Origin of the sequence: Micromonospora sp. HB375 (assembly GCF_017872985.1) — a bacterium.
GTDB classification, from domain to species: domain Bacteria; phylum Actinomycetota; class Actinomycetes; order Mycobacteriales; family Micromonosporaceae; genus Micromonospora; species Micromonospora chalcea.
In genome coordinates this window covers 1,871,994-1,889,071 of record NZ_JAGGJO010000001.1, presented here as the reverse complement: position 1 = coordinate 1,889,071, position 17,078 = coordinate 1,871,994, and the positions used below count along the sequence as shown (strand labels likewise).

The 17,078-nt window shown below is 71.5% G+C and carries 14 protein-coding genes, 2 pseudogenes and 2 riboswitches; of the genes and pseudogenes, 5 read left to right on the top strand and 11 right to left on the bottom strand.

The window, feature by feature from the left end:
- Window positions 1-7 precede the first annotated feature (7 nt).
- The 3 genes from cobA (at window position 8) to J3R08_RS08910 (ending at window position 2,272) form a co-directional block, all read left to right on the top strand.
- Window positions 8-1,030: a uroporphyrinogen-III C-methyltransferase gene (gene cobA, locus J3R08_RS08920; RefSeq protein ID WP_069088811.1), complete on the top strand. Its 1,023-nt coding sequence runs from the start codon at window positions 8-10 to the stop codon at window positions 1,028-1,030.
- A riboswitch (adenosylcobalamin (AdoCbl) riboswitch) is annotated at window positions 1,030-1,170 on the top strand. Its footprint overlaps the gene before it by 1 nt.
- Window positions 1,169-1,378, top strand: a complete 210-nt coding sequence (locus J3R08_RS08915) for a CbtB-domain containing protein (RefSeq protein ID WP_013476133.1) — start codon at window positions 1,169-1,171, stop codon at window positions 1,376-1,378. It overlaps the preceding riboswitch by 2 nt.
- Window positions 1,379-1,489: 111 nt before the next feature.
- Window positions 1,490-2,272, top strand: a complete 783-nt coding sequence (locus J3R08_RS08910) for a CbtA family protein (RefSeq protein WP_069088812.1) — start codon at window positions 1,490-1,492, stop codon at window positions 2,270-2,272.
- A 22-nt stretch (window positions 2,273-2,294) separates the two neighbouring features.
- Here J3R08_RS08910 and J3R08_RS08905 read toward each other — a convergent pair whose 3' ends face one another.
- The 6 genes and pseudogenes from J3R08_RS08905 to J3R08_RS08880 all read right to left on the bottom strand — a co-directional run bounded on the left by J3R08_RS08905 (window position 2,295) and on the right by J3R08_RS08880 (window position 6,753).
- On the bottom strand, window positions 2,295-3,023 hold the full coding sequence (locus J3R08_RS08905) for a cobalt-precorrin-6A reductase (RefSeq protein WP_013476131.1): 729 nt from the start codon (window positions 3,021-3,023) through the stop codon (window positions 2,295-2,297).
- A 131-nt stretch (window positions 3,024-3,154) separates the two neighbouring features.
- Window positions 3,155-3,349 (bottom strand): annotated as a pseudogene (locus J3R08_RS31915) (cobyric acid synthase CobQ); the annotation flags it as partial.
- Window positions 3,307-3,714 carry a hypothetical protein gene (locus J3R08_RS31910; protein ID WP_069088813.1) on the bottom strand — a complete coding sequence of 136 codons (408 nt, stop codon included), beginning with the start codon at window positions 3,712-3,714 and terminating at the stop codon, window positions 3,307-3,309. The gene J3R08_RS31910 and the pseudogene J3R08_RS31915, both read right to left, overlap by 43 nt.
- 233 nt (window positions 3,715-3,947) lie before the next feature.
- Window positions 3,948-4,706: an ABC transporter ATP-binding protein gene (locus tag J3R08_RS08890; protein ID WP_030275086.1), complete on the bottom strand. Its 759-nt coding sequence runs from the start codon at window positions 4,704-4,706 to the stop codon at window positions 3,948-3,950.
- Window positions 4,706-5,725, bottom strand: coding sequence for an iron ABC transporter permease (locus J3R08_RS08885; RefSeq protein ID WP_030275088.1), 1,020 nt, complete (start codon window positions 5,723-5,725; stop codon window positions 4,706-4,708). The genes J3R08_RS08890 and J3R08_RS08885 overlap by 1 nt, the downstream gene beginning before the upstream one ends.
- Window positions 5,726-5,769: 44 nt before the next feature.
- Window positions 5,770-6,753 carry an ABC transporter substrate-binding protein gene (locus J3R08_RS08880; protein ID WP_069088814.1) on the bottom strand — a complete coding sequence of 328 codons (984 nt, stop codon included), beginning with the start codon at window positions 6,751-6,753 and terminating at the stop codon, window positions 5,770-5,772.
- Between the two features lie 41 nt (window positions 6,754-6,794).
- Window positions 6,795-6,979: riboswitch (cobalamin riboswitch) on the bottom strand.
- 588 nt (window positions 6,980-7,567) lie between these two features.
- Between J3R08_RS08880 and J3R08_RS08875 the strand changes: the two are divergent.
- Window positions 7,568-7,807 (top strand): annotated as a pseudogene (locus J3R08_RS08875) (MFS transporter); the annotation flags it as partial.
- A gap of 224 nt (window positions 7,808-8,031) precedes the next feature.
- On the opposite strand, the gene J3R08_RS08870 reads toward J3R08_RS08875, so the two are convergent.
- Window positions 8,032-10,101: an N-acetylmuramoyl-L-alanine amidase gene (locus tag J3R08_RS08870; protein ID WP_073827191.1), complete on the bottom strand. Its 2,070-nt coding sequence runs from the start codon at window positions 10,099-10,101 to the stop codon at window positions 8,032-8,034.
- Window positions 10,102-10,121: 20 nt separating this feature from the next.
- Window positions 10,122-11,570 carry an FG-GAP-like repeat-containing protein gene (locus tag J3R08_RS08865; protein ID WP_069089292.1) on the bottom strand — a complete coding sequence of 483 codons (1,449 nt, stop codon included), beginning with the start codon at window positions 11,568-11,570 and terminating at the stop codon, window positions 10,122-10,124.
- Between the two features lie 241 nt (window positions 11,571-11,811).
- Between J3R08_RS08865 and J3R08_RS08860 the strand changes: the two genes are divergently transcribed.
- A complete protein-coding gene (locus J3R08_RS08860) occupies window positions 11,812-12,876 on the top strand; it encodes a LacI family DNA-binding transcriptional regulator (RefSeq protein WP_013476124.1) in 1,065 nt (354 codons plus the stop codon).
- Here the strand turns inward: J3R08_RS08860 and J3R08_RS08855 are convergent.
- From J3R08_RS08855 to J3R08_RS08845, 3 genes are read right to left on the bottom strand one after another with little or no spacing between them, the layout of a single operon-like run.
- On the bottom strand, window positions 12,866-14,500 hold the full coding sequence (locus J3R08_RS08855; protein WP_043325476.1) for a fucose isomerase: 1,635 nt from the start codon (window positions 14,498-14,500) through the stop codon (window positions 12,866-12,868). The two genes, J3R08_RS08860 and J3R08_RS08855, sit on opposite strands and share 11 nt — an antisense overlap.
- A complete protein-coding gene (locus J3R08_RS08850) occupies window positions 14,497-16,050 on the bottom strand; it encodes an FGGY-family carbohydrate kinase (RefSeq protein ID WP_051611156.1) in 1,554 nt (517 codons plus the stop codon). The genes J3R08_RS08855 and J3R08_RS08850 overlap by 4 nt, the downstream gene beginning before the upstream one ends.
- Before the next feature lie 14 nt (window positions 16,051-16,064).
- Window positions 16,065-17,060, bottom strand: a complete 996-nt coding sequence (locus tag J3R08_RS08845) for a substrate-binding domain-containing protein (protein WP_209960707.1) — start codon at window positions 17,058-17,060, stop codon at window positions 16,065-16,067.
- Window positions 17,061-17,078 lie beyond the last annotated feature (18 nt).

The following is a 17,078-nucleotide window of genomic DNA, read 5'->3' as shown; positions in this document are numbered from 1 at the left end:
CCGTCACATGCAGCTGAACCTCACCGGCCGTAGCGTGCTCGTCCTCGACGGGAGCGCACCCGCCGCCGTCACGGTCAGTGCGCTGCTGCACAGGCGCGCCCTGGTCACCGTCGCCGCGCCGGCCGTGTGCGCCGCGCTGGAGGACCTCGCCCTCCGCGGGCGCCTGACCTGGGTCACCACCCCGGTCGACGAGAGCCGGTTCGACGTCGTGCTGCGTACCGTCGCACCCTCGGAGGCCGGGGCGCCGGCAGCGGTCCGAACGGCCGGACACGTCACGCTGGTCGGCGCCGGCCCGGGCGATCCAGGGCTGGTCACCGTCGCCGGACGCGCGGCCGTCAAGCAGGCCGACGTGATCCTCACCGACCGGCTCGCCCCGTGGGAGGCCCTGAAGTGGGCGCGCCCGGATGCCGAGATCATCGACGTCACCAAGATCCCGTACGGGCGGAGCACGAGCCAGGAACAGATCAACGCGCTGCTTGTCGAGCACGCCCGCGCCGGACGGCACGTTGTGCGGTTCAAGGGCGGCGACTCGTACGTCTTCGGCCGCGGCTTCGAGGAAGTCACCGCGTGCGCCGAAGCCGGCGTCCCCACCACCGTGATACCCGGCGTGACCTCCAGCATCGCGGCCCCGGAGCTGGCCGGCATCCCGGTCACCCACCGCGGACTCGTGCAAGGCTTCACCGTCATCTCCGGCCACGTACCGCCCGGCCATCCCGACTCGTCGATCGACTACGCCGCCCTCGCCCGCACCGGCACCACCCTCGTGGTGCTGATGGGCATGCGCAACCTCGCGGCCATCGCCGACGCGCTCGTCGCCGCCGGTCTCGACCGGAACACACCATGCGCCGTCGTCGCGGACGCCGCCTCGGCCGGCCAGCGGGTGCTGCGCAGTACCCTCGCCGACGTCGTCGCCGACACCGCCGAGGCCGGCATCGGCGCGCCCGCCGTAACGGTGATCGGCCACGTCGTCGCCCTCGGACCGGCCGCCGTGCAGGCAGTCGCGACAGCGTCGCGTTGCTCCGATACCTGATATGGTCGTGCCACCCTGCTGAAGGAAGCCGGTGTGAATCCGGCGCAGTCGCGCTACTGTGACGCCGCTCGCGGCGAAGCCAGACCCTCCAGCCAGGTCGACCACCCATCGACGGGACGCAGCATCCCAAGGAGTGTCATGCCTCAGGCGACCACGGCCATTCCGGCCGTTCTTCCCACCATTCCCGTTCGCGCGCTCGCCCCCTGGGCGCTGTTCTTCGCGCTGGTCACCGCCGTCGTCCTGTATTTCGTGGGCGCCGAGCAGGGAGCTTTCTCCGTCTTCGAGGGCACCTTCATCCACGAGCTGACGCACGACGCACGGCACGTGCTGGGCTTCCCCTGCCACTGACACCACGCCACGCGGCAGTCCGCCCGGCCCGGCCGGAGTTTTCGTCTTTCCTCGTCACCGGCGCTGCGGGCGTTTCGTGCTGCCCGCGGCCGGCTCCCGAACGGACCCTTGATGACCCCTCGCACTTTTCTCGTTCACGGGCTGTTGGCCGGGCTCATCGCCGGTTTCGCGGCCTTCCTCGTCTCCTACGTCGTCGCCGAACCCCAGGTCGATGCAGCCATCGCCCTGGAGGAAGCCGGTGCCGCCGAGCACCCGCACGACAATGCCACCGCCGAGCAGTCTCACAGCCACGATGAGGAGGAGGCCGAAGTCTCGCGTGGCACCCAGTCCACCGGGGGCCTGGCACTGGGCACCATCCTGGTAGGCGTCGTCCTCGGTGGAGCGACCGCGCTCGCTGCCGCCTTCGCCGCCGGGCGTCTGGGCTCCCTGTCCGCACGGGCCAGCACCGCGGTGGTCGCCGCCGTCGGTTTCGTCGCCACCGCCCTCGTGCCGTTCCTCAAGTACCCCGCCACACCACCGGCGGTCGGCTCCGGTGACACGATCAACGAGCGGACCGCGCTGTACTTCGGGTTCTGGGCACTGAGCCTGGCCGCCGCGATCGGCGCCGTGGTCCTGGCCCGGCGTCTGCTGCCCCAGCTGGGCGCATACTCGGCGGTGCTGGCCGGTGCCGGCGCCTATCTCGTGGTCGTCGTGGTCGCCGGGGCTCTGCTGCCGACGGTCAACGAGGTCGGCGGCTTCCCGGCCGACACACTCTGGTACTTCCGCATCTCGTCGATCACGACCCTGGCCGCGACTTGGGCGGTCCTGGGTGCAGTGCTGACCGGTCTGGTCGGACGCGACGCGGACCGTGCCGCCGAGCGGCTGCGCCGCCAGGAGCTGGCGGCCACGCTCTGAACCTTCCCGGCTGAACCTCGCGTCAGGGTGCGGGCAACGCCCGCACCCACGCCAGGGCGGCGTCCACGTCACGGACCAGCGGCACTCCGGCCGGCGGCCCGGCGCGGCGCACGATCACGACCGGCATCGCCCGCTCGGCGGCGACCTCCAGCTTCGCGACCGTGTGGTCACCGCCGGAGTCCTTGGTAACTAGAACGTCCGTGCCCGCCATCACCTCCCGCTCGTGCGCGAGGGTGTAGGGACCGCGGCTGCGCAGCAGCTTCCACGACACCGGCAGGACGATGTCGGGCTCGTCCACCACGCGAACCAGGCACGCGTGCCGGCGCAACGGTTCGACGAAGTGCGCCAGCGACTGCCGTCCGACGGTGAGGAACGGCCGGTCGCCCAGACCGGCCGCCACCCGGGCAGCTTCACTGTGGTCACCGGCCCAGTACCAGGCCGACGCCTCGGGGCGAGCGGCCCAGCCGGGCCGTTCCAAACGGAGCAGGGGAACCCCGGCGGCCGGGCACGCCGCCGCCGCGTTGGCGCTGATCTTCTCCGCGAACGGGTGCGTCGCGTCGACCACGGCACGCACCCGGGTCTCCGCCAGGTACGCGGCCAGTCCTGCGATCCCGCCGAAGCCACCGACGCGGACCTGCCCCACCGGCAGCCGGGGACGCGCGACCCGCCCCGCCAGTGAGGTCACGACCACGGCACCGTCGTCGACGAGCGAGGCCGCCAGCGCGCGGGCCTCGCCCGTCCCACCGAGCACGAGAATCCTCACGCGTAGGGTCCGATCACCGGCGCCGCGGGAGCGCCCCGCTCGGCTAGGTTCAGCAGCGCGTCGACCTCCAGGTGTTTCTCCGCCAGGTCGGCGAGCAGATCCAGCCGGGCCTGCCGGGCCGGCTCTGCGCCCGCCGCCAGCGCCTGCACCCACTGAGCATGGCCGATCTCCGCCCCACCCGCACACGCCATCGAATTGTTCGCCATGTTCCGTGCCTTGAACGGAGCGACCCGAACACCGCGCCGTGCGAACGCCCGGCACAACGCGGTCGTCACCCGGCTCTTGCCCGCGTCCGACGTCGTGCCCGCCACCATGAGCCGCCCGGTTCGGCGAGCCTGTCCTTCCACCGCCCCAGTATCGCCTGCTGTCCATCCGCCGGACCGCCGGGCTCGGCGTGGGCGAGGTCCAGCCCGGGCTGGTGTCCGACGCTGCCCACCACTTCGGCCATCAGCAACGTGACCTCATGGACGAGTTCGTCCATGCTCTGCCCTGTCTGTGACTGGACCAGGGCCAAGGGCGAGTTCGGCGAGCAGCATGAAACCCGGGTGCGCACGGTCTCGTCGCCGATGGCGCCCAGCAGTTCCTCGGCGCCGGCGAAGGCACCGCGGTGTCTGGCCGCAATGACTCCCGCCGCCTGCTGCGCCGCGAGGAACGCCGGCCCAGCGCCGGCCTCGGTCATCGTGCCAGGATGATCGGGTTGCCGGCGCGGGGCGCGTCGAACCGCCGGGTCACGTCCGACCAGTGAACCGGTGGCCGCGTCGAGCGCCGCGTGCAGCAAACGGTTTCGCGCCGTCGAGGAAACACCTGTGCACGAATACGCCCAGACGCGCGGCCATCTGCTCGGCGAGCTGGTGGATCGTGTCGTGGCCAGCGTGGTGGGTGACCGACCGGGCACCGGCAGCACGTGCCGGGTCATGACGGCGGCCGGAACTCAATGACGGTCCGCCCGTCGTGAACCCGCACGTCTGCGTCGACGCCGTACACGTCGGCGAGCAGCGCCGGGGTGAGCACCCGTGCGGGTGGTCCCGCGGCGACGACCCGGCCGTGGTGCAGCACGACGACGGTGTCGCAGAACATGACGGCCAGGTTGAGGTCGTGCAGCGCGGCGAGGGCGGTGACCTGCGATCGGCGGACCAGGTGCAGCAGCTGAAGCTGGTGGCCGATGTCGAGGTGGTTGGTGGGTTCGTCGAGCAGCAGCAGTTCCGGCTCCTGGGCCAGCGCGCGGGCGAGCTGGACGCGCTGGCGTTCCCCACCGGACAGGGTCTGCCACTTACGGTCGGCGAACCCGGCCAGGTCGACCCGGCCCAGTGCCTCGACCGCGGCGGCATGGTCGCTGCCGGTGTCGGACCAGCGGGTCCGGCGGTGCGGGATGCGGCCGAGCAGGACCACGTCGCGGACGGTCAGGTCGAGGTCGGTCTCGGCGTGCTGGGCCAGCAACGCGATGCGCCGGGCCAGGGCAAGGCGCCGCAGCCGAGTCACGTCGTCGCCTGCGAGTGTGATGTTGCCGGTATCCGGGCGCACCAGGGCGGCGACGGCCCGCAGCAGGGTGGTCTTGCCGGAGCCGTTCGGGCCGAGCAGCCCGACCAGGCTGCCCGCCGGGACGGTGCCGGTGACGTGGTCGAGGATGCGGGCGGCGGGCACCGCCCACGAGACGTCGGAGATCTGAAGCATCAGCCGCGTACCTCCCGGCGGCGCAGGATCAGGAAGAACGCCGGCACCCCGACCAGTGCCGTCAGCACCCCGACCGGCAGCTCACGCGGTTCGAAGACGGTGCGGGCGGCGGTGTCGACCCAGGTCAGGAAGATGGCGCCGGCGAGCACGGCGACCGGTAGCAGCCGCCGGTGGTCCGGTCCGGTGATCAGGCGGGCGGCGTGCGGGAGGATCAGCCCGGCGAACCCGATCGCGCCGCTGACCGCGACCAGCACGGCGGTCAGCAGGGCGGTGCCGACCAGCAGCAGCCACCGCAGCCGGTTCACCTCGACGCCGAGGCTCGCGGCGGCCTCCTCACCGAAGGCGAAGGCGTTGAGGGTACGGGCGTGCCAGCCGACCACCGCCAGCACCACGACCAGCACCGGTACCGCCCAGCCCAGGGCCGTCCAGTCGGCGCGGGCCATTGACCCGGACAGCCAGAACGTGATGCTCTGCGTGGCGTGCGGGTCGGCCACCCAGATGATCACGAAAGAGGTCAGTGCCGCGCACAGTTGTCCCACCGCGACCCCGGTCAGCACCACGCGCGTCGGCGACAATGCCCCGAACCTCCCGGCCAGGCCCACGACCAGCAGGAACGCGACAAGGGCGCCGAGGAAGGCGCCGCCGGTCAGCGCGGCTACGCCACTACCGATGCCGGCCACGACCACCAGGACCGCGCCCAGCGACGCCCCTGAGGAGACCCCGAGCAGGTACGGGTCCGCCAGGGGATTGCGGGTGACGGTCTGCATGACCGCACCGGCCGCGGCCAGGCCCGCCCCCACCGTGGCGGCGCCGAGAACCCGGGGCAAACGTAGGTCCCAGACGATGTGGTCGCGCAGCAGCGGCACGTCCGAGTTCGCGAGTCCCAGGTGGCCGGCGACGACCGTCCACACCGTCCCGACAGTCAGGTCGGCCGGGCCGATGGTGACCGCGACGGCCACCGACAGCACCAGACCGGCGACCAGAGCCAGCACGAGCGCGGCCAGGCCGACCGCCCGCACCGGGCGGTGGGTGCGCACCGGGGCGGGCCGGGTGGTGACGGCGGTCAGCTCGGGACCCCGGACGGCAGCGCGGCGATGCCCTGGGCGAGGGCTTCGACGCCGAGGACGTTGCGGACACCGGCCGTGGTTGACGAGAACGGGATCACCACGTACCACTGCTGTTTGACCGCGGGCAGGTCCTTGAGGGTGCGGTGCCCGGCGAGGAAGGTCTTCTTCTGCGCGGCGGGATCCCAGCTCGCGTCGACGAGCACGATGACCTCGGGGTTGCGGTCGGTGACGGTCTCCCAGCTTGTGTCGCCCCAGCTGCCGGTGAGGTCGGCGAAGGCGTTGGTGACCCCGGCCGCCGACATGATCATGTTGGGGGCGCCGCAGCAGGCGCCGACGCTCGGGGCGTCGCTGCCGCCGTCCCACCACATGACCTTCACGTTGCGGGCGGTGCCTGCGGCCGTGGCGATGCGGCCCTCGTGGTCGGCGATCAGCTTCTCGCCGCGGTCGCTCACCCCGAAGATCGCCGCGAGCTCGCGGATCTCGGTGAACACGTCGCCGATGGCGAGCTTCGCCTGCCGGGTCTGCGCCGGGCACCCGGCAGGGGAGATGTAGGTGCCGACGCCGAGTTTCTGCCAGTCGGCGCGGTCACCGACCCCCTCGTCACCGAACGCGCTGTTGTACGACGCGTACACGAAATCGGGTTCAGCCTCGAGCAGCTTCTCCTTGGTCGGGTACTCCTTGGCCAGCACCGGGATCTTCGCGTAGGCGTCCGCGTAGGCGGGCAGGATCGCGTCGTCGAGGTAGGCCGTGCCGATCATCCGATCTTGCAGGCCCAGGGCCAGCATGATCTCCGTGGCGGCCTGGTTCATGGTGACGACCCGCATCGGTGGCGCCGCGATGGTCACCGGGGTGCCGCAGTTGGTCACCGCGACCGGTCCAGCGGACACCGCCGGTGGTGCGGCAGCAGGCTTGGCATCGGCGCCGCAGCCGGTGAGCAGCACAGTGGACAGCAACAACGGCGCGGCAACGCGCCAGGGCATGGGGAACCGCACAGCGGGACCGCCTTCCAACACCTCGTGGACGGGGACGAACGTGCCGTGGCCGGTCTCCTGGCTGACGGGACAAGCAACCGCCGGCCGGCCTTCCCAGGCATCTCTGCCCAGTGACCTCGCGAAACGACGAGGGCCGACGGTCTCCCGATCACAGTGGCGAGGGCCGCGCCGGCATCACACCGGCTTCCCGAACACCACGGCGTCCCCACCATAACGGCCCGCGCTCGCCGCGGATCCGGTCCGGGCACCCGCTGTGGGAAATCCGACGCGCCGGACCGGCCTCGGCGTGGCTGTCGGCCCGCAACCCATCCGGCTCCTTTCTCGTGCGCGGTGGCTGGGCGAGGGCACGTGATCGACAGTGAGCGCCGTGGCTGAGGCTGAGCAGCAATACGTGAGCGCAGGTGCGAGGCCACGTCCGCCGGCGACCGGCTCCTCGGTCGTGGGCATGAGGCCGGCGATGCAGACGTCGAAGAGCTCGACGAGCGAGCACGGTACTTCGCGATCTGGATCGCCATCCGACCTGCGTTGCCGACGGCGCCGAGGACAAGGACGCGCTGGCCCGCGGTGAAGTTGATGCGGCGCGTCAGCGCGATCCAGGATGACATCGCCCGGGTTCATGGCGGTGGCGATCCGCACCGGGTCCACGCCGTCGGGTAGAACCACGCTGCGCGAGGGTCGATCAGGGTGCGTTCGGCGAAGGTTCCAAGGGGCGTATCGTGCAGGACCACGCAGCGGACGTTGCCCTTCTCGTCGCGTACCACGCCGTCCACGCCGGGGACGAGCGGGAAGATGTTGTTGCTGGTCCCCGGCGATCGGCATCTGGGCGGCGACCAGTGCGCTGGGCTTCGCCGCCGGGCCACCAATCGGCGGACTCGTCCTGGCTCACCTGCCCTGGGGTGCAATCTTCCTGGTGAACGTCCCGATCGTGGTGATCTGCCTGCTCGCCGGCCGGCTACTGGTCCCGGAATCGCGGGACCCGGCCGGTGGACGCCTCGACCTGGGCGGGGCGACGCTGTCCACCGCCGGCCTGACCGCGATCGTCTCCCCGGGTTCCGCCCACGTCCCCGCCGGTCAGGTGGCCAGGCGCAGGTGACGCCGCTGCCGCAGCCGCACCGCGACAGCCCGCCACGACCAGCAACGTGAGCGCGGCAGCGAAGGCCAGCCCGTCGGTCAGGCCTGCCTCCAGCTCGCGCAACGTGGTGGAGCGGTAGGTGGACGGCGAGCGACGCCGGTCCCGATCCGGGCCGGCGTCGCTCGCCGTCGGGCTCAGAGTGTGGTTTCGCTGGTGAGGCCGAAGTAGTCGTGCCATTTGGTGCTGGGGGCGAAGGTGGTGCCGGTGGAGAGTGCGACGTAGATGTCGTTTGTGGTGCTTTTGGTGAAGACGATGAGGTCGTCTTTGCCGTCGCCGTTGGTGTCGGCGAGGTAGGGGAACTCGCCGGTTAGGCAGAAGAAGTCGTGCCACTTGATCGTGGTTCCGGCGAAGGTGGTGCCGGTGGAGGTGGCGGCGTAGACGTCGGCGTCGGTGTTGCAGGTGAAGGTGACGATGTCATCCTTGCCGTCGCCGTTGATGTCGCCCACCCGGGGCTGCTCGGCGCCGACGGCGAACAGGTCGTGCCATTTCTGCGGTGCCCCGAAGCCGTTGCCGGTGGACAGGGCGACGATGACGTCGGCGGCGGTGGCGGGGCCTTGGGTGAAGGTGATGAGGTCGTCGCGGCCGTCGCCGTTGACGTCGCCGAGGGCGGGGAACTCCCCGGCGATGGAGAAGTAGTCGTGCCATTTCACGGCGGTGCCGGTGAAGGAGGTGCCGGTGGACAGGGCGACGTAGACGTCGGCGTCGGTGTCGTGGGTGAAGGTGATGATGTCGTCGCGGCCGTCGCCGTTGACGTCGCCGACGGCGGGGACTTCGGTGCCGGGGGCGAACCAGTCGTGCCATTTCGCGGATGCGGCGAAGGATGTGCCGGTGGACAGGGCGACGTGGACGTCGGCGGTGGTGCCGTGGGTGAACACGATGGCGTCGTCGCGTCCGTCGCCGTTGACGTCGCCGGTCAGGGGGGTCTCTCCGGGCAGGGCGAACCAGTCGTGCCACTTCACCGACGTGCCCGCGAACGACGAACCCGTCGACGTGGCCACATACGCGTCGGCCAGCGCACCGTGGGTGAACGCGACCACGTCGTCCCGGCCGTCACCGGTGAAATCCGTCGGCGAACCACCGAAATAGCGGGCGGTCGGGCCCCCGCCACCCTGGTTCACCAGCGAGAGGTAGTAGTTCCAGTTCCAGTTCGGTCCCGGGTCGGTGTGGTCGTTACCCGGGATCTCGTTGTGCCCCTTGATGCCGGTGCGGTTCTTCGGGATGCCGTACTTGTCGCACAGGTAGCGGGTCAGCGCGGCCGAGGAACGGTACATCGCGTCGGTGAACCAGGCCGGGTTGTCGACGTACCCCTCGTGCTCGATGCCGACGCCGTACGCGTTGCCGGACCGGGCGTGGTACGCGGTGTCGCCCTCGCGGACCATCTGGGTGATCTCGCCGTTGCTGGACTTCACCACGTAGTGGGCGCTGACGCCGGACGACGGGCTCTGGAACCAGCTGACCGTCCCGGCGTACGAGCCCTGGGTGACGTGGAGGATCACAGTGGTGATCCGGCTGGACCGCCCGATGCCGTAGTTCGCGCCGTTCGCGGCGACCCACCGCGCCGCCGGATACTCCGGCACGGCTGCGAGCGTACGGGGCGCCGTGCCGGCGGGGGGAACCGCGGCGTAGCGGCCGCGCTCCGGCTCGACCCGGTACGCCCGGACCGGCACCGCGCCTGGGATGCCCTGCTGCACCAGCTCGTAGATCCCGTCCGCGTACAGGCGGGCGGTGGCGTCGTCGGCCGCGCCGCCGTACCGCGCCACCACCGGATACCAGGCGGTGACCCGGTCCCGGTCCCGCGCGGTCAGCCCCTCGGCGTCGGCCAGCTCGCGCAGCACTGCCGCGCCGCCGCGGATGTTCGCCGGCGTGACGGTCTTCAGACGCGCGACCGGCTCACCGGTCAACGCCGCCGCCCGTTCCAGGCTGTGCCGGACCGGGTTGCTCACCAGGTGCATCACCCCGTAGCCGTTGGCCTGGCTCGGCTCGCCGCCGTGCCCGTCCAGGCGGGACTCGCCGTAGCCGACCGCTACCAGGACGTCCCGGGGCACGTCGTACTCCTGCGCCGCCCGCACGAAGGCGGCGTCCAGCGCGGTACGGCCCGGCGGCGTCGCGGACACCGGCGCGGGCTGCACCGCGACCGCGCCGGCGAGCGCCGCCACCAGCAGGGCGACGCCGGCGCGCCGCCGTCTCCGTCGTGTTCCGGCCACGGGGGCCTCCCATCCTGGCGTCACAGCGTCACCTCACCGGTGAGGCCGAAGTAGTCGTGCCATTTGCTGCTGGCACCGAACGTGGTGCCGGTGGACAGGGCCACGTAGACGTCGTTCGTGGCGCCCTTGGTGAAGACGATGAGGTCGTCCCTGCCGTCGCCGTTGGCGTCGCCCAGGTAGGGAAACTCGCCCGGTAGGCAGAAGAAGTCGTGCCACTTGACTGTGGTGCCGGCGAAACCGGTGCCGGTGGAGGTGGCGGCGTACACGTCGGCGTCGGCGTTGCAGGTGAACGTGACGACGTCGTCCTTGCCGTCGCCGTTGACGTCCCCCACCCGTGGCTGCTCGGCACCCACGGCGAACAGGTCGTGCCACTTCTGCGGCGCCCCGAACGACGTGCCGGTGGACAGCGCCACGATCACGTCCGCCGCCGACGCGGGGCCCTGGGTGAAGGTGATGATGTCGTCGCGGCCGTCGCCGTTGACGTCGCCCAGCGCGGGGAACTCCCCGGCGATGGAGAAGTAGTCGTGCCACTTCACCGCCGTGCCCGAGAACGACGACCCGGTTGACAACGCCACGTAGACGTCCGCCGTCGCGTTGTGCGTGAACGCGACGATGTCGTCCCTGCCGTCGCCGTTGACGTCACCGACGGCGGCGATCTCCGCGCCGGGGGCGAACCAGTCGTGCCACCGGCCCGGCGACGCGAACGCCGACCCGTTCGACAGCGCCACGTACACGTCGCCGGTGTTGCCGTGCGCGAACGTGACGATGTCGTCGCGGCCGTCACCGTTGACGTCGCCCGTCGACGCGGTCTCCCCGCCGATGGAGAAGAAGTCGTTCCACTTCACCGACGTTCCGGCGAAGCCGGTTCCGGTCGACGTGCTCGCGTACACGTCGGCGGAGGCGTTCTGGGTGAAGGTGAGGATGTCGTCGCGGCCGTCACCGTTCACGTCCGTCGACGAGCCGCCTGCCATGCCGTGGGTACGCGCCGCCTGGTTGAGCAGCGTGCGCGCGGTCCCCGCCACCTGGTCGTACCGGTCGGGGAAGCCCGATCGCTGGACGCACTGGGCGACCTGGCCCGCCGTGTAGCCGGGGTTGTTGCGGTCGCAGGTGATCGCACGCGTGACGTACTGCGTGGTGGCGTAGACCGGGTCCATGATCTGCTCCGGCGTGCCCCAGCCGTAGTCCCAGCGCTGCTGGAACACGCCCAGGCTGGACTTGTCGCCGCAGGGCAGGTTGTTCATGTGGGACTCGACCCAGCCCGCCTCGAAGGTGGAGAGCATGACCTTGTCGTTGACGTTGTACGACCGGGCCACCCGGTAGACGATCACGGTGACGGCGGGGTCGTGGGTGGCCGGGACGGACGGGCAGGCGAGCGTGCCGATCGGTACGGCGGCGGCCGGCGCGCCGGCCGCGCCGGCCGCCGTGACGGTGCAGAGCGCGACAAGCATCGCCAGCAGATTTCGTCTCACCGTGCTCCTCGGGGGTGGGGGTGACCAGCGGCACCGGGCGAGAAATCGATTGCTGACGAGTCTCGTAGTCACCCACATCGATGTCAATAGCGGCGGCGGGACGCGATCGACCCGGTCGGAAATCGATTGCTGGACGGGTATAGGATTCCGTGCGATCTCCCGCGGTGGCGGTCTCACTCCGGTACGTCACCATCCGACGGGGGCCGGGCCGGAGCGCCCGGGCGACGACGACGGGAGCGCGATGACGACCATCTACGACGTGGCGCGTCGCGCGGGAGTGTCGCCGGCGACCGTCTCCCGCGTCCTCAACGGGCGTGCCTCGGTCGACCCGGACATGGCCGCCCGGGTACGGCAGGCCGCGCAGGACCTCGACTACCGCCCGAACGCCGTCGCGCGCAGCCTGCGCCGCAGCCGGACCAGCCTCTGGGCGGTCATCATCTCCGACATCGGGAACCCGTTCTTCACCTCGATGGTGCGCGGTGTCGAGGACGTCGCGCAGGAGGCCGGCTTCTCGGTCGTGCTCTGCAACGGCGACGAGGATCCGGAGAAGGAGGCCCGCTACGTGGCGGCGGCCCTGGCCGAGCGGATGGCCGGGGTGATCATCTCCTCGTCCGGGCGGCCGGCCCTGATCAGCCGCCTGGTGCAGGCCCGCATCCCGGTCGTGGCGATCGACAGGCAACCACGCGGCGTCGAGGTGGACACCGTGCTGGTGGACAACACCCACGGCGCCGAGCAGGCGACCGCCCATCTGGTGGGCAGCGGCTACCGGCGGATCGCCTGCATCACCGGCCCACGCCGGATCTCCACCGCCATGCAGCGGCTGCGGGGCTACCAGCGGGCGCTGAAGGCGAGCGGACGCCAGACCACCGAGGACCTGATCCGGTACGCGGACTTCCGCGAGGAGGGCGGCTACCGCGCGATGGCCTCCCTGCTGGAGACCGCCGAGCCGCCGGACGCGGTGTTCGCGGCGAACAACCTGATGACTGTGGGCGCCCTCGAGTGCCTCGTGGACAACGGCATCGGCGTGCCCGACCCGTTCGGCATCGTCGGGTTCGACGACATCCCCTGGGCGCACCTGGTCCGGCCCTCGCTGAGCACCGTCGCGCAGCCCACCTACGACCTGGGGCGCACCGCGGCCACGCTGCTGGTCGAGCGGATCGCCGACCCGGCCAAGGCACCCTCGACAGTGGTGCTCCACACCGAGCTGCGGGTACGCGACAGCTCGGCACCGTCGGCCGGCCGGCAGGGCCACGCGGTGGGCCGTGCCCGGTCGCGCGGCACTGCCGCCGGCTCGCTCAGATCGTGACGTCCCCGCACAGGTGCACCCGTACGCCCAGCTCGGCGAAGAGGGCGGCCTTGACCCGTAGCGCGCGGTCGGCGGTGCCGGCGTCTGGCGCGTAGACCACGTTGACGTGGTTGGCCTTGTGCCGGGCCATCAACTGGTCGCGGCCCACGCCGTGCAACACGGCGTGCATGATCGGCCATTGCGGTGTGGTGGCGTCCAGCCGCCGCCGGGTCTCCGCCTCGGGCAGCGCCACCACCGTGCCGCGCCCGAGGTCGACGTGCAGGCCGCCGTCCATCACGAACACGCGCGACCAGACGATCTCCCCCGGCTTCGACACGCCGCTGAGCGTGCCGCCGCCGAGCGGGAAGTACATCGGCGGCTGACGCATGCTGTATGACCTGTCGTAGCCGCCGTTGTGCGACGCGGGCACCGCACCGGAGATCTCGAAGACCCAGACGAAGTGCTCGCCGTACTGCTGCCCCCAGCGGATGTCGTGCAGCGTCGTCGCCGGGTCCAGGCCCATCGCGGTCCAGATCCGGTTGGTGACCAGCGAGTCCACGGCGACGCCCTCGTCGACCTCGTTGAAGTGCGGCAGCGCGACGCCCGGGTACAGCTCCCGGGAGCCGTCCCGGCTGGTCACCGGGGGGCGTTCGACGTTGTTCAGCAGCCCCTCGGCCAGGTCGCTGGCCGGCACGGTGTCCTTGAGCCCCTGCTGGTACTGGATCCCGACGGCGTCCAGGCCGAAGTCGTCGGCGATGCGCAGCGCGGCGACGTACATGCGGCACTGGCTGAGCAGTTGGGCGTACGTCAGCTCGGTGGCCTCGTCGGTGCCGGTGTGGAACGTCATCCCGGCCGCCTCCAGCCAGGCCAGCACCGCCCGCGCCTCGGTGTCGCGCACCCGCGCCATCTCCGCCACCAGCGCGCTCTGCGACAGGCGTTCCTTGAAGACGCCGAGCGGGTTGAGCAGCTCGTCGTCGATGATGGCGTTGTACATGCCCATGCAGCCCTCGTCGAAGACGCCGATGACGGCCCGCTCGGAGACGAGCTGCCGGGCCAGCGCCACGCCGAGTTCGACCTCCTCGTCCGGCCGCAGCACAGGCAGCGGGCGTACGTGGCTCTCGTCGTGCGTCACCCGGCCAGTCTCCAGCCACTTCTTCAGGCCGTCGCGCGCCCACTCGTCGGTGAAGTCCTCGCTCCACAGCGTCGAGTACCGCACGCCCGCCTTGGTGAGGCTGCCGGCGAGGTTGAGCAGGCCCACCAGGCCGGGGTACTCGCCGCTCCAGTTCGCCACCAGCAGGATCGGCCCGCGGTGGGCGCGCAGCCCGGCCAGCACGTGGTGGCTGTACTGCCAGACCGCCTCCACCACGACGAGCGGCACGTCGGCCGGGATGCTCCGGAAGACCTCGATCCCGGCGCGCTGGCTGTCGATGAAGCCGTGTCTTTTGCCCGGGTCGACGTCGTGACCGCGCCGGACGTGCCAGCCGAGCGCGGTGACCGCGGCGGTGAGGTCGGCTTCGAGCTGCCGCTGGGTGGGCCAGCAGGTGACGTTCGCGCTCAGCCGCAGGTCACCGCTGGCGACTGTGTAGACGGTGCGGGGCGGGGCGGCCGGGCGCTCGACCGGCACGGGCAGTGTGTAACGGGTCACGGGGCAGCTCCCTCGGCGGGCGGACGGTGGGTGGAGCGGAACGCGCCCGGCAGGCGTTCCTGCCGGGCAGCAAGGGCGTGAACCACAGATCGGCTACCGGCGTACAGCTCGCGGTAGAGCCGGTACAGCTCGTCGTAGTCGGCGGCGGGTTCGGGTCGTGGCCGCCGCACCCCGGCGATCGGGTTCCACGTCTCGATCGAGACGTCCATCACGGTCCGGGCGGCCAGAAAGGCGCCGCCGTAGCTGGCGCCGATGGTCTGCGCCGGGATCTGCTGTTCCCGGCCGGTGATGTCGGAGACGATCTGGGTCCAGAGCCCGCCCCGGGTGCCGCCGCCGACCGCGACGATCCGGCGGATGTCGCCGCCGGCCGCCTCGATCGTCTCGATGTTGTGCCGTACCGCCAGCCCGGTCGCCTCCAGCGCCGCCCGGTAGATGTCGCCGGGGCCGTGCGAAAGGGTGAGACCGGCGATCAGGCCGCGGGCCCGGGGATCGAGGATCGGCGTGCGTTCCCCGGCGAAGAACGGCAGCATCAGCAACCCGCGGGCACCGGCGCCGGAGCGTTCGGCGAGGCGGAGCAGCTCGGTGTGGTCGGTGCCCGCCACCAGGTCGCGTAGCCAGCCGGTGATCGCGCCGGAGGTCGCCATCCCGCCGGCCAGGTTGCGGGTGCCCGGCAGCGCGCCGACGGTGCCCCACAGCGACGGGCTGGTCAGCCGGTGCGGCACGGTGTGCACGAGGAACATGGTGGTGCCGTACATGAGCATCAGGTCGCCCACGCCCTGCGCACCCACGCTCAACGCCTCCGACCAGGCGTCAATCGTGCCCGCCACCACCGGAACGCCCTCCGGCAGGCCGGTCTCGGCGGCGGCCCCGGCCGTCACCTCACCGGCCACGTCGCCGGGCCAGCACAGTGGCGGAAGCTCCAGTCCGGGTGCGAACGGGTCGATCCACGGCCGGTACCAGTCCTGGGCCTCGGTGTCGTAGAACGGCGTGCACTGGCTTGCCGAGTGGTGATCGAGCAGGTAGCGACCGGTGAGCCGGTAGGCCAGCCACGAACTGGGCATGAACAGCCGGCGGGCACGGGCGAACAGTTCCGGTTCGGTGTCGGCCACCCACGCGATCTTCGGGCCCGCCGCCTGGCTGGACAGCGCCGACCCGCACCGCTGGATGATCTCGTCGGCGCCGAACCGCTCGTTCATCCGCTCGATCTGCTCCCCGGCGCGGGTATCCACGCCGTAGAGGACGGCCGGGCGCAGTGGAGTGCCGCCGGCGTCGGTGAGCAGCACGCACGGACCCATGCCGCTCACCCCGACCGCGCACACCCGGACGTCACCCGGAGCCAGCAGATCCCGGCTGAGGGCGACGAACTCCCGCCACCAGATCCGGCCGTCCATCTCGACCCGGCCAGGGCCGGGCCGGTCGACCCGGTGCTCCAGGACCCGGGCCCGGACCAACCGCCCGTCGGGGTCGACGAGAACCCCCTTGCTGCTCGACGTGCCAATGTCCACGCCGAGCACCACCGGCGCCGCCCGCCGCACGCTCGCGCTGCGCATCCCGGCCCCCGCGCTCAGAGGCCACCGAGCTTCGCGTACGCCTCGGCGGCGTTCTCCCTGGTGATCCGCATGGTGCCCAGCGTGGTGGTACGCGGGACGTCCTCGGCGCAGTCGACGAGGATCTTCCGGGCCAGCTCGACCGCCTCCCGGCCGCCGGTGGCGTACTGGAACGTGGCGGCGAGGCGGCCCTGCTCGACGGCCTTGATCCCGCCGGAGGGCACCGGCAGCGCGTCGATGCCGGTGAACTTGATCCGCTGCGCCTTGCCCGCCGACTTCGCGGCGAGGTAGGCGCCCTCGGCCATCGGGTCGTTGTGCGCGTAGATCGCGGACACGTCCGGGTGGGCCTTGATCAGCGCGTCCGCCACCGACTGTCCCTTCTCCCGCAGCCAGTCGCCGGGCTGGGAGGCGACGATCTGGATCTTCGGGTTGGCGGCGATGCCGTCGCGGAAGCCCTGCGCGCGCTCGGCGGCGGGGGTCGAGCCGGGCAGCCCGGCGATCTCGATCACCTTGCCGCCGTCGGGCAGCAGCGTCGTGGCGTAGAACTCGCCGGCCGCCTTGCCGATCGCCACGTTGTCGCCACCGATGAACGCGGTGTACGCCTCCCCCTCGACCTTGCGGTCCAGCACGATCACCGGCACGCCCTGGTCGTACGCCTTCTTCACCACAGCGGTGAGCGGCTTGGCCTCGTTCGGCGAGATGATCAGCAGGTTGATCTTCTGGGTGAGGAAGTTCTCCACGTCGGCGACCTGCTTGCTGTTGTCCTGGGCGGCGTCGGAGACCACGACGCGGAAGCCGGGCACCGACTTCGCCGCCGTCTGCACGTCGTTGTTCATCACCTGCCGGTACGGCTCGGCGTTGTTGGCCTGGGACATGCCGATCAGGAAGTCCTTGCCGGCGCCGCAGGCGCGGGCCCGCCCGGCGTCGTCGGACGGCTTCTCGACGTTGCACCCCGTCGTGATCGCCAGCGCGCCGGTGACCAGCAGCGCGAGCAGTGTGGTTCGCTTGTCCATCGGGTGGCTCCTCGGAGT

What these genes read in the sequence shown, in the direction of transcription:
- J3R08_RS08850 (WP_051611156.1), bottom strand. Translation starts at nt 16,050, where the DNA reads ATGCGCAGCGCGAGCGTGCGGCGGGCGGCGCCGGTGGTGCTCGGCGTG.
- J3R08_RS08890 (WP_030275086.1), bottom strand. Translation starts at nt 4,706, where the DNA reads ATGCTTCAGATCTCCGACGTCTCGTGGGCGGTGCCCGCCGCCCGCATC.
- J3R08_RS08845 (WP_209960707.1), bottom strand. Translation starts at nt 17,060, where the DNA reads ATGGACAAGCGAACCACACTGCTCGCGCTGCTGGTCACCGGCGCGCTG.
- J3R08_RS31910 (WP_069088813.1), bottom strand. Translation starts at nt 3,714, where the DNA reads ATGACCGAGGCCGGCGCTGGGCCGGCGTTCCTCGCGGCGCAGCAGGCG.
- J3R08_RS08880 (WP_069088814.1), bottom strand. Translation starts at nt 6,753, where the DNA reads ATGCCCTGGCGCGTTGCCGCGCCGTTGTTGCTGTCCACTGTGCTGCTC.
- J3R08_RS08860 (WP_013476124.1), top strand. Translation starts at nt 11,812, where the DNA reads ATGACGACCATCTACGACGTGGCGCGTCGCGCGGGAGTGTCGCCGGCG.
- J3R08_RS08910 (WP_069088812.1), top strand. Translation starts at nt 1,490, where the DNA reads ATGACCCCTCGCACTTTTCTCGTTCACGGGCTGTTGGCCGGGCTCATC.
- cobA (WP_069088811.1), top strand. Translation starts at nt 8, where the DNA reads ATGCAGCTGAACCTCACCGGCCGTAGCGTGCTCGTCCTCGACGGGAGC.
- J3R08_RS08915 (WP_013476133.1), top strand. Translation starts at nt 1,169, where the DNA reads ATGCCTCAGGCGACCACGGCCATTCCGGCCGTTCTTCCCACCATTCCC.